This window comes from Acetobacter oeni (genome assembly GCF_011516825.1).
GTDB lineage: Bacteria > Pseudomonadota > Alphaproteobacteria > Acetobacterales > Acetobacteraceae > Acetobacter > Acetobacter oeni.
The window spans coordinates 1-11,041 of record NZ_WOTA01000055.1 but is presented as its reverse complement, the minus strand read 5'-3'; the positions used below and the strand labels follow the sequence as shown (position 1 = coordinate 11,041).

At 59.5% G+C, this 11,041-nt stretch carries 10 protein-coding genes; 9 read left to right on the top strand and 1 reads right to left on the bottom strand.

What is annotated here, in order from left to right:
* Nucleotides 1-131 precede the first annotated feature (131 nt).
* Genes GOB90_RS18025 through GOB90_RS17990 form a run of 8 tightly spaced genes read left to right on the top strand, consistent with a single transcriptional unit; the run spans nt 132 to nt 8,839 of the window.
* Nucleotides 132-2,294 carry an alpha-ketoacid dehydrogenase subunit alpha/beta gene (locus GOB90_RS18025; protein ID WP_242012156.1) on the top strand — a complete coding sequence of 721 codons (2,163 nt, stop codon included), beginning with the start codon at nt 132-134 and terminating at the stop codon, nt 2,292-2,294.
* Between the two features lie 56 nt (nt 2,295-2,350).
* A complete protein-coding gene (locus GOB90_RS18020) occupies nt 2,351-3,091 on the top strand; it encodes an SDR family NAD(P)-dependent oxidoreductase (RefSeq protein ID WP_146892865.1) in 741 nt (246 codons plus the stop codon).
* Between the two features lie 24 nt (nt 3,092-3,115).
* Entirely contained in the window at nt 3,116-4,360 is a 1,245-nt protein-coding gene (locus GOB90_RS18015; RefSeq protein ID WP_146892862.1) for a dihydrolipoamide acetyltransferase family protein, read from the top strand.
* Nucleotides 4,361-4,412: 52 nt separating this feature from the next.
* Nucleotides 4,413-5,387: a cyclase family protein gene (locus tag GOB90_RS18010; protein ID WP_110095345.1), complete on the top strand. Its 975-nt coding sequence runs from the start codon at nt 4,413-4,415 to the stop codon at nt 5,385-5,387.
* Between the two features lie 25 nt (nt 5,388-5,412).
* Entirely contained in the window at nt 5,413-6,177 is a 765-nt protein-coding gene (locus GOB90_RS18005) for an SDR family NAD(P)-dependent oxidoreductase (RefSeq protein ID WP_146892860.1), read from the top strand.
* A 45-nt stretch (nt 6,178-6,222) separates the two neighbouring features.
* The gene (locus GOB90_RS18000; RefSeq protein WP_146892858.1) at nt 6,223-7,566 is read left to right on the top strand and encodes an MFS transporter; all 1,344 of its coding nucleotides are present in this window, start codon (nt 6,223-6,225) and stop codon (nt 7,564-7,566) included.
* A gap of 37 nt (nt 7,567-7,603) precedes the next feature.
* Nucleotides 7,604-8,278 carry a GntR family transcriptional regulator gene (locus GOB90_RS17995; protein ID WP_146892856.1) on the top strand — a complete coding sequence of 225 codons (675 nt, stop codon included), beginning with the start codon at nt 7,604-7,606 and terminating at the stop codon, nt 8,276-8,278.
* Nucleotides 8,279-8,311: 33 nt separating this feature from the next.
* Nucleotides 8,312-8,839 (top strand): VOC family protein, encoded by a 528-nt coding sequence (locus GOB90_RS17990; RefSeq protein ID WP_110095349.1) that lies wholly within the window; start codon nt 8,312-8,314, stop codon nt 8,837-8,839.
* Between the two features lie 162 nt (nt 8,840-9,001).
* Here GOB90_RS17990 and GOB90_RS17985 read toward each other — a convergent pair whose 3' ends face one another.
* Nucleotides 9,002-9,274, bottom strand: coding sequence for a hypothetical protein (locus GOB90_RS17985; RefSeq protein WP_146892853.1), 273 nt, complete (start codon nt 9,272-9,274; stop codon nt 9,002-9,004).
* Nucleotides 9,275-9,343: 69 nt separating this feature from the next.
* Between GOB90_RS17985 and GOB90_RS17980 the strand changes: the two genes are divergently transcribed.
* Nucleotides 9,344-10,936 (top strand): carbohydrate porin, encoded by a 1,593-nt coding sequence (locus GOB90_RS17980; protein ID WP_237934390.1) that lies wholly within the window; start codon nt 9,344-9,346, stop codon nt 10,934-10,936.
* The last annotated feature ends 105 nt before the right edge of the window (nt 10,937-11,041 follow it).

Sequence of the window (11,041 nt, the reverse complement as noted above, 5' to 3'; positions counted from 1 at the left end):
ATGGTGAAAATATCACCTATTTTTTACATTTCATGCGGACATATCCATACAAATGTATCCAATTATCTGATACGCCTTGCGGATAGCCCCGGCCGTCGATGCGGTCGGGATGTCATGAAGGAACAGGCATGATGCGTACCATTCCTCTGGATCCCCAGGCATCATGGGTGCAACTCTGCTCGACACAGGATGACTGGGATGCGATGGATCCTGCCATTCTGGATACAATGCTGGTCCGGCTCAGCCTGATACGGGCGTTTGAAGAAAGTGTCCTCGATCTCGCGGGAAATGGCCTGGTCCATGGTCCGGCCCATTCCTCCATCGGGCAGGAAGGCGGCGCGGTGGGAAGCATCCTTCCCCTGTTGCCCGGCGATCAGGTCAATGGATCCCATCGGGGACATCATCAGTTCCTCGCCAAGGCGCTTGGTTATGTCGCGCAACAGCAACCCCTTGCGCGCGATGCGCCCTTTGACGGGGCCATCCGCGAAACCCTGCAGGGCGCGCTTGCCGAAATCATGGGGCTTCGGAACGGTTTCTGTCTCGGGCGTGGCGGGTCGATGCACCTGCGATGGGCCGAGGCCGGGGTAACGGGAACCAACGCCATCGTTGGCGGCGGCGTGCCACTTGCGGCCGGGGCCGCATGGGCAGACCGCATGGCGGGGACCGACAATGTTTCGGTGACCTATTTCGGGGATGGGGCGGTCAATATCGGCTCCGTCCTTGAAACCATGAACCTTGCGGCGGCATGGAAACTGCCGTTGGTGTTCTTTATCGAAAACAATCTGTATGCCGTCTCCACCCATGTTGACGAGGCCACGGCCGAACCGCGCCTGTCATCGCGGGGTCTGGCCTTTGGCATTCCGTCATGGCAGGTCGATGGCATGGACCCTGTCGCCACATACATGGCGATGCAGCAGGCGCTGTCGGTCTGTCGCACGGGACAGGGGCCGGCGGTGATCGAAGCCACGGTCTATCGTTATTTCCATCAGAACGGGAAACTTCCCGGCAGTGCCTTTGGCTATCGTGACAAGGGAGAGGAGGCCGCGTGGCGCGAGCGTGACCCGATAGGGCAGGTCGGTCGGGAAATGATCCGGCGCGACCTGCTGACGGCAAAGGACATCTCCGACCTGCGTGAACGCTGCCGTGCGGTCATGGAGGAAATCTCCGCCGAACTGACGGTCATGGAGGGCAACCGCCGCGCCGTCCGTTCGGATCTGTGGCCAGCAGCTTCCTTCCGGGATGTGGGGATCCGCAGCGACCTTGACGAGATCAGTGCCCTGCCGCACCTTTCGCAGGGAACGGCGGGAGAAAGCACAAAACGAAAATTTGTCGATGTTGTCGCCGATGTCATGAACCGCCGGATGGAACAGGACCCCCGCATTGTCGTGCTGGGCGAAGATGTCCATCGCCTCAAGGGCGGGACAAATGGCGCCACGCGTGATCTGGCCGCCAATTTTCCGGGCCGCGTGTTCGGGACGCCAATCAGCGAGAACGCGTTCATGGGCCTTGCCGGCGGCCTTGCCATGGATGGGCGTTTCAGGCCGGTGGTGGAGTTCATGTATCCCGATTTCATGTGGGTGGCGGCGGACCAGGTGTTCAATCAGGTGGGTAAGGCGCGGCACATGTTTGGCGGCGCGATTGATGTTCCCCTTGTCCTGCGCACAAAGGTCGCGATGGGAACGGGATACGGATCGCAACATTCCATGGACCCGGCAGGTATTTTCGCAACGGCACCCGGATGGCGCATCGTGGCGCCGTCATGTCCTGCCGATTATGTCGGGTTGATGAATGCCGCTCTTGCCATCAATGATCCGGTGCTGGTGATCGAACATGTGGACCTGTACCAGCAGATGCTGCCGGCCCCCATCGATCTGGATGGCATTATCCCGCCTGGATCGGCCGCATTGCGCAGGTCAGGCAGTAAAGTGACGGTCATTACCTATCTGGCGATGGTGCAGCCCGTTCTCGATATTGTTGATGAACTTGATGCGGATGTGGACGTCATTGATCTGCGCTGGCTTGATCGCGCCAGCCTTGACTGGGACATGATAGGAGAAAGCATCCGCAGGACAAACCGTGTGCTTCTGGTGGAACAGGGCGCGCGTGGAACGTCCTATGGCGGCTGGCTGGCGGACGAGATCCAGCGACGCCTGTTCGACTGGCTGGATGGCCCGATCATGCGGGTGACGGGTGGCGAAGCCTCACCAAGCATTTCGAAAGTTCTGGAACGCGCGGCATGTGCCGGACGGGAGGAGATCAGTGCTGCCCTCGGGGAACTTCTTGAACTGGCCTAGCGGCCATTCCCGGAGAGGTCTTCTGGCACCGGTCCCGTTTATCTATGGAGACTGCAATGCAGGAATTTACAGGTCGTGCCCTGCTCCTGACCGGGGCGGCAGGGGGCATTGGCCGCGAAATCGCCGCGCTTTTTTTCGCGCGTGGGGCCAGCCTGCTTCTGGCGGACCTTGATGAGGGCGCCGTCACGGAGATGGCGCGCCAGATGGACCCGAAGGCGGAGCGTGTCATCGCGGCACGTTATGACGCGGGCCGCGAAGATGATGCGCAGGACATTGTCGATCGTTCAGTCCATCATTTTGGTGGCATTGATTTCGTGGTGCCGGGTGCTGGCATTTACCCGGAATGTCCGGTCGTGCGGATGGATGCCGCCGACTGGCGCAGGGTCATTGCCATAAACCTGGATAGCGTCTTTTACCTGTGCAAGGCGGCCATGCCCGCTTTGCGCGATGACAGCGCGATCGTGACCCTGACATCCGTCGCCGCCCATCGTGGCAGCCAGAACCATGCCCATTATTCCGCCTCCAAGGGCGCGGTTCTCAGCCTGACGCGTTCGCTTGCCATGGAACTTGCCGGGCGCACGCGCGCCAATGCGGTGTCACCCGGGATTATCGAGACCGCGATGACACGTGACCTTCGCGGCCAGAAAGGCGAGATGCTCAAGGCCCAGACACCGGCCCGCCGTTTCGGCCAGCCCGGCGAAGTGGCGTCCGTCGTGGCGTTCCTGTGCGGGAATGATGCGAGTTTTGTCAACGGGGAAGTCATTCATGTCAATGGCGGCCTCTATATGGCCGGGTGACGCCTGTCAGCGAGGTAGACCTTCATGGCTGTCAATATTTTCATGCCGGACCTGTCCGCATCCTCGGGGACGGTTACACTGGCCCGCTGGCTCCGGGCCGAAGGGGATGCGATTTCTGCCGGGGACATCCTTGCGGAGATGGAGGCGGACAAGGCCACGATAGAAATAGAAGCGCCAGCGGACGGCATCCTGGGGCGTATCCTTGTCCCGGACGGTACACAGGGCGTCTGCGCGGATCAGGTGGTCGGTATCGTTGTCAGGTCGGATGAGAAGATTCCCGACATATCCGGCATGGATGTCCGAACAGTACCGAACCCGGCGCAGGAAACAGTGGCGGAGGTTCCTTTACCGGTCAGGGAGGAGAAGGCCCGCGCCCCTGTTGTGTCAGGCAGGGAAACACGGGCACGTATTTTCGCATCCCCTGTCGCACGTCGCCTTGCGCGCCTGCATGAAGTGGACCTGAAGCAGGTCGATGGCAGCGGCCCACAGGGCAGGATCCTGCGCCGCGACATCGATCGCCTGCTGTCCGGTAGTAAAACGGTTGCTCAGGAAACGGAAAAACCGAAGGACGAAGGTGACCGTGTCGCCATGTCGGGCATGCGGCGCGTCATTGCGGAGCGCCTGACGAAAGCCAAGCAGACGATCCCGCATTTCTATGTCTCCGTTGATGTGCAGGTCGATGCTCTACTGACATTGCGTGATGAGCTCAATCATGTTGCGCCAGCGCCGCCGTCCCCGGATACGTTTCACCTGTCGGTCAATGACATGCTGATCCGTGCCGCCAGTGCGGCATTTGTCGCGGTGCCGTCGATGAATGTCATGTATTCCGCGGATGCGCTGGTATTCCCGCGGCAGGTTGATATCGCTGTCGCGGTCTCGGTTCCTGACGGGCTGCTGGTGCCTGTCCTGCGTGATGCGGGGCGTAAGTCGCTTGCCACCACCAGCAGGGAGGTCCGTGCCCTGATTGAACGTGCACGTGCGGGAAAACTGCGCGCGGATGAAATGCAGGGTGGCTGCTTCACGATTTCCAATGTCGGGATGTTCGGTGTTGATACGGTCACCCCCATCATCAACCCGCCCCATGCCGCGATACTTGGGATCGGGGCCATCAGTCGCAGGCCGGTGGTCAGGGAGGAGCAGTTTGCGATTGCGTCACTCATGACCTGCACCCTTTGTGTCGATCACCGCGTTGTCGATGGTGCACTGGCCGCGCAATGGCTGGGCACATTCAGGAATATCGTTGAACAACCCATAAGATTGCTGACCTGACAAACATTTTCTTCAGATGACGCCCCGGAAGAAGGGCGCGGGAGACAGGATAATGGCTGACAGCAAATTACGGTGCTACATGCCCGACCTTGGCCGCCTGCTGGAGCAGTTGCCCAAGAACTGGGGGCGGTGGGGAAAGGATGACGAGGTCGGTTCCCTCAATTTCCTGACCGCGCAGGAAGTCCTGCGCGGTGTTGCCTCCGTAAAGCAGGGAAAGGTATTTACGCTGGGTATCCGTATCGCAGCGCCGGAGGGGGACCCGATCTGGCCCGGACGCGCAACGGCGCACCGGGTCAATGTCATGGATCGTGCCCATTTCATGTGTGGCAAGGCGGAACCCCTGTCCGGTGGCGGCGAATGGGCCGATGACATGGTGGTGATGTACCTGCAGGGATCCAGCCAGTACGACGCGCTGGGCCATGTCTGGTACGACAATACACTCTACAACGGCTATCCCGCGACGACGACGGTGGGGGCAATGAGCAAGGCCAGCGTGCTGCCCATCGCGGAACGTGGCGTGGTCGGGCGCGGTGTGCTGATCGACATGGCGCGCTTCCGGGGCAAGGACTGCCTGGACCGGGGCGAGACCTTCACGCATGAGGATCTTGAGGCCGCCGCCGCGCAGCAGGGCGTCGAGATCATGCCCCATGACGTGCTGGTGATCCGCACGGGCTGGATCGGGAAATTCTATCGCACGCCCAAGGAAGAATTCTACAAGGACTTTCTGGAACCCGGCCTGACCTACAGCCCTGAACTGGTCCACTGGTTCCACAAGAAGGAAATTCCCAACCTTGTGACCGACACGATCGCCAACGAGGTGACCGTCGATCCCGAAAGCGGGGTTGTCCTGCCGCTGCATTGTGCGCTGATGCGCAATCTCGGCATCACCTTTACCGAGATCATCGCCCTTGATGCGCTGGCGGAGGACTGTGCCGCCGATGGGCAATGGTCCTTCCTGTATACTGCCGCCCCGCTGAAGGTTGTTGGCGGTTCCGGCGCGCCTGTGAATCCGGTTGTCATAAAATAAGAATACCGTTCAGCGGAGAAAATCCATGAAATCACTTTCCGGCAGCACGGCGCTCGTCACTGGCGCGGGATCAGGCATCGGCCGTGAAACCGCCATCGCCCTTGCCAAAGCAGGGGCTGTCGTCCTGGTCAATGACGTGGCGCAGCAGGCGGCGCAGGCGACATGCGCCGCCATTGGCGAAGCCGGGGGACAGGCCAGTCCCTATGTCGCATCCGTGGCCGACCCGGATGCCGTGCGCAGCCTGTTCCACCAGTTTGACGAGGAAGGAAAAACCCCTGACATCCTCGTCAACAATGCGGGGATCAGCGGGAATGGCCCGACACTCGACCTGACGGATGAAAGCTGGCTGCGTGTGGTGGGCATCAACCTCAACGGCCCGTTTTTCTGCAGTCGGGAGGCCGCACGCCGCATGGGCAGGGCGGGCAGGGGCACCATCGTCAATATCGGCTCGATCTATTCCCTTGTCGCGGCACCGCAGCGCCTGTCCTACTGCACGACCAAGGCCGCGATTGCGATGATGACGAAATGCCTTGCGCTGGAATGGGCGGATCTTGGCATCCGCGTCAACTGTGTTGCGCCCGGATATGTGGACAGTGCCCTGACACGTGAACTTGCGGCGTCGGGGCGACTGGACATGGCCGCGCTGGAACGGCGCACCCCGCAGCACCGCCTTGGCAAGGCGAGCGAGATCGCGGATGCGGTGCTGTATCTGTGCGAACCGCGCAGCGCCCATGTCACGGGTCATGTCCTGTCGGTGGACGGTGGCTGGACGGCGAATGGATATCTGTGAATCCCGCGCCTGTCGCAGGGTTTCGCGTAATGAAAGAAGGTCGTCATGGACCAGTCCCGTCCGGTTCCGGGGTTCAGATGGCGTATTGGCTGTCTGCTCGCCCTTGGGGTTTTCGTCAATTATATCGACCGTATCGCCCTTTCGGTGGCATCGCCGCAGATCCAGGGGGAATATGGCCTGACAAACATTCAGCTTGGCTGGCTTTTCAGCGGGTTTTTCTGGGTCTATGCCTTCGCGCAGATCCCCAGCGGGCTGCTGGCCGATCGTTTTGGTGCGCGCGCGACAATGCGCCTCAGCACGGTGCTGTGGACGGTATCATCGGGATTGATGGCGCTGGCACAGGGGTTCGCGGGGTTCTTTGGCGCGCGCATGCTGCTCGGACTGGCGGAGGCACCGGCTTATCCGGCCGGTACAAAAGCCACCGGATACTGGTTCCCGCGCAGTGAACGCGGAACGGCGACGGCCGTGTTTGACGCTTCCGCGCGGTTTGCCAATGTGGTGGGCGTCCCGCTTGTCGCACTTGTCGCGGTCCATCTGGGCTGGCGCTGGTCATTCGTCATGACCGCATGTTTCAGCCTGTGTTACGCGGTTGCCTTTTTCCTTGGCTATCGCGATCCGTCACGGCATCCGCGCCTGACGGCGGCGGAACATCGTTACATACTGGCGGGCGGGGCCTGTGCCGAAGGAATGGCGACGGCCGGAAGTGGCTGGGCCACCATTCCCCACCTGCTGCAGCAGCGCAAGATCTGGGGCATCATCCTGGGCTTTGCGGCATACGGGTATTTCTTCACGCTGTTCCTGACATGGATGCCGAACTACCTTGTCCGCGAACTGCATGTCAGCATGATGCAGTCCGCCATCTACATCATGATACCGTGGGGTGTCGCGACCCTTGGGGAACTGTTTGTCGGGGGCTGGCTGATTGATGCGCTCTGCCGCCGTGGATATGACGACACATGGACACGCAAGGCCATGCTCATGCTGGGTTTCATGCTCGGCATGGCGATGATCGGCGCCATTTTTACGCATCGTCCCGGATGGGCGGTGTTCTGGATATCCATCTCCCTCGGTGGTCTGTCCAGTGCCGCCCCGATCATCTGGAGCCTGCCTTCACTGGTCGCGCCGCGCGGGGTCGGGGGCACGGTGACCGGGATTGCGAATTTCGTCAATAACGGCGCGGGGATCATCGCAACCGTCCTGACAGGATATCTGGTCAGCCTGACCGGATCGTTTGGTGCGGCATTCCTCTGCGCATCGGTCATGCTGGTGGCGGGATTTGTCGCTATTGCCATACTTGTGGAATCCTTTACACCCGTTGACGAACCGCCAGCATACGGGATGGCCGTGCCCCTTTCGGGACTGGCGGAGGACGGGCCGGTGAAATCCTGATGGGGGTGGAAACGTGATTTTCCATGCAGGGTAACGTATGACCGACAATGCAGCCTCCCAGCCACTTGCCCCCACGGCCCGCCGGATTGCCGATGCGCTGCGGCATGATATTCTGGCGGGCGTCCTTGCACCGGGAACACGCATTCGTCAGGAAGATTACTCCGCCCATTTTGGCGCCAGCCGCATTCCTGTCCGGGAAGCGCTCAAGGCCCTGCAGAGCGAAGGCCTGCTGACGCTTCAGGCGAACCGGGGCGCATGGGTGGCCCATATGAACCAGGCGCAATGCCTGGAGATCTACAAGATCCGCGAACGCATAGAGCCCCTTGCGCTGAGCGAAAGCACGCAGCGCATGCCGGCGGCGGCGATGGATGGGCTTGAGGCGCTGGTGGAACGCATGGAACAGGTTACGACCGTCGAAGCGTTCATTCCGCTGGATCGGGAATTTCATCTGCGCAGTTACGAATATTCGTCATTGCCTGAACTCAACGCCATGATCGTGCGCTACTGGAACACGACACAGCAGTATCGCCGGGCCTATATGAATGAGGTCGGGTTCAGCCTGCGGACGATCGTTGATTCCGAACACAGGCTGTTGATGGATGCGATCCGCCGGCGTGACAGTTACAATGCGGAACGCCTTTCGCAGGTGCATATCCGCAGGACACGCCTTGAATTTGAAAAGAACGAAGCTGCCGTGGCTGGTCAGATGTAACGCCAGGGCACCTTGGACGGAAGGGATGCGGTCATGGTCGGATTGCCGGGGTTGCGCGGTGTGGAACATGTCGGTTTTACCGTGCCGGATATTGAAGAGGCCACCAGTTTCTTCGTCAATGTCATCGGGTGCGAACATGTCTATTCCCTCGGTCCGTTCCGGTCTTCTGACGACTGGATGGCAACGCACCTGAATGTTCCTGCCGATGCCATCATGCGGGAGTTGAGGTTTTTCCGGTGCAGGAATGGTCCGAACTTTGAAATCTTCCAGTATGAGGCTTCGGGTCAACGCCTCTCTCCCCCGCGCAACAGTGATGTCGGGGGCCATCATCTGGCGTTCTATGTCGATGATTTCGGGGCGGCGCTTGCATATCTGAAGGGGCATGGCATACGGCTGCTGGGGGAGCCAACCTACCGCGATACCGGGCCGAGTGCGGGCCAGACATGGATATACTTTCTGGCCCCGTGGGGGATGCAGCTGGAACTGGTCAGCTTTCCTCAGGGGAAGCTGTATGAAAAAACGGCCACGACCCTGTTGTGGCAGCCGTCCGCGGTTTTGTGACGGTAATATTCCCCCATGGAGAAGCAACCCGTGCGGGGCTGGCCCCGTTATGACGGGCAACGAAATTCCTGCAGGACACAATCAGACATTCATATCGGTACATGCTTTGAAGATGTTTCAGGTCGGTTGCATTGATGGCGCGCTGATTCTGGCAAGATGTGATCACAAAAGTGTTGTGTAGGAATATTTGTTATATTCGTGGCTAACAATCAATAAAAATAATTCACGAACCCGGTAAAAGCCAGACTGATACATGCCTTGAACATGGCCGCACGCATCAGGTCCGCGAACAGGTGCGGGACCGTTCCGGATTGATGCCGATGGTTCATGGATCTCCGAAAAAATGAACGGGCAATATTTGATATCATCAGGTCTGGCTTGATTCAGGTTCATGATCTTCGTCAGGATGAGGTTCAGGGCATGCGCGTCCTTCATGAATCATTTTTCCCGTCCGTTTTGAATTGCCTGCTTTCGGTCATATGGCGTTCATGTAACCGGAAAGTCATGAAACTGCCGTTCCGGATTGTCGCCTGTCTGGTCTGTGTCTTTATGTACCAGTCCGTGGCCGTGGCGGCGGAGGATCCGAATGCAACGGTACAGTCCGTGCAGGATACTCAGGAAAAGCAGGCCCAACCCGCAACGCAGAATTCGCAGGATGTCAAACTTCCGCGCTGGATCCGGAAAATCCTGGGCGAAAAGACCAAGGCCAAAGGGCCGCCGGAAGTTTCCAACCCCACGCCCTACGGTGAAACCCAGCCGACCACGCCGTTGTACCAGACCATCCCGGGCTTCCTGCAGGCGCCGTATGGTCCACCGGCATTTGGTCCACCATTCGGCACGACCCATCTGCTGGGCGATTGGGGTGGTGTGCAGCCATGGCTTCAGAAACGCGGGCTGTATCTTGCTTTTGACGTTTATGAAGACCTTGCCGGTAACGTGTCCGGCGGCAAAAAGCGTGATGAAAGTGTCGCAGGACAGGTCGGTGTCACGCTGGATGTCGATTGGGAAAAACTGCTGAATGCAGGCTCATGGTCCAGGGATCTGTGGCTTCACCTGCTCGTGGTGAACGGGCATGGCCGGAACCTGAGCCGACTGTTTGGCGACAACGATAACCAGGTGCAGCAGATCTATGGCAGCCGTGGCAACGTGATCGCCCATATGGTCTGGGCCTATTTTGAAAAAGCGTGGCTTGACCGCAAGATTGACATGTCTGTCGGCTGGATTCCGACCGGGGTGTTTTTCCAGAACTCGCCATGGGTCTGCAACTTCATGAACGTCTGGCTGTGCGGTGGGGAGGCGCCAACAAAATTCATGACGGGTGGTCGTGGCTGGCCCTCGGGAAATATTGGCACGGTCCTGCGCCTGATGCCGATAAGGCAATTCTATATCATGGGGGGACTGTTTGCTGTTTCTCCGCATGCCTATAACGGCGGGATTTCCGGGTGGTCGTGGGCGCAGGACGGGCTGGGGAAGCTTTCAACGCAGGTTGAACTCGGCTGGATTCCTGAATTTGGTCGTAACCACCTGATCGGTCACTACAAGGTGGGCGTGATGTATGACAATTCCCGCTACAATCATCTGTATGAAGACATCAATGGCGAACCCTGGGTACTGAGCGGACTTCCCGCACGCAGGGAAAGTGGACAGACATCGCTGTGGGTCATTGCGGACCAGATGCTGCTCCGGCATGGGCCGGGTGAACTGAATGGCCTGATCCTTGGCGGGTATTATGCCTATGGTTCGGGGCAGACATCGCAGATCAACCATACCCTTGTCGGGGTGCTGATGGATACCGGGGCCGCATGGAACCGTCCTCTGGACAGCGTGGGCATTGCGGTCCTGTGGGCGAATTTCAGCCGTTCCGCCATCCTGGCGGAGGAGGCCGCTGCAACGCACGGCCTGCCCCTTCCGGGTGCGAACTTTGGCGTGCCATATGGCATTCAGGGGCACGAAACGATCTATGAGGCCTATTACGGTTTCCACATCATGGATGGCCTGTCGATCAAGCCTGATTTCCAGTATGTCAACCATGTTGGTGGGACAAGGACATTCAAGGATGCCGTGGTATTGAGCACGGCCGTCAATATTGCCTTCTGATGGGGGATGTCACATCGGGAAAGCTACTGTCGTGGCTTTCCCGACGCGGGCGTGTCAGGCCTTTCCGCGCTGGAATTCATAAACCCGAAGGTTGAGGTTGGTCAG

Excerpts from the sequence above, each read along its gene's own strand:
- GOB90_RS18000 (WP_146892858.1), top strand. The coding sequence starts at position 6,223 with ATGGACCAGTCCCGTCCGGTTCCGGGGTTCAGATGGCGTATTGGCTGT.
- GOB90_RS18020 (WP_146892865.1), top strand. The coding sequence starts at position 2,351 with ATGCAGGAATTTACAGGTCGTGCCCTGCTCCTGACCGGGGCGGCAGGG.
- GOB90_RS18005 (WP_146892860.1), top strand. The coding sequence starts at position 5,413 with ATGAAATCACTTTCCGGCAGCACGGCGCTCGTCACTGGCGCGGGATCA.
- GOB90_RS18015 (WP_146892862.1), top strand. The coding sequence starts at position 3,116 with ATGGCTGTCAATATTTTCATGCCGGACCTGTCCGCATCCTCGGGGACG.
- GOB90_RS17985 (WP_146892853.1), bottom strand. The coding sequence starts at position 9,274 with ATGAAGGACGCGCATGCCCTGAACCTCATCCTGACGAAGATCATGAAC.
- GOB90_RS17980 (WP_237934390.1), top strand. The coding sequence starts at position 9,344 with ATGAAACTGCCGTTCCGGATTGTCGCCTGTCTGGTCTGTGTCTTTATG.
- GOB90_RS17995 (WP_146892856.1), top strand. The coding sequence starts at position 7,604 with ATGACCGACAATGCAGCCTCCCAGCCACTTGCCCCCACGGCCCGCCGG.
- GOB90_RS17990 (WP_110095349.1), top strand. The coding sequence starts at position 8,312 with ATGGTCGGATTGCCGGGGTTGCGCGGTGTGGAACATGTCGGTTTTACC.
- GOB90_RS18025 (WP_242012156.1), top strand. The coding sequence starts at position 132 with ATGCGTACCATTCCTCTGGATCCCCAGGCATCATGGGTGCAACTCTGC.
- GOB90_RS18010 (WP_110095345.1), top strand. The coding sequence starts at position 4,413 with ATGGCTGACAGCAAATTACGGTGCTACATGCCCGACCTTGGCCGCCTG.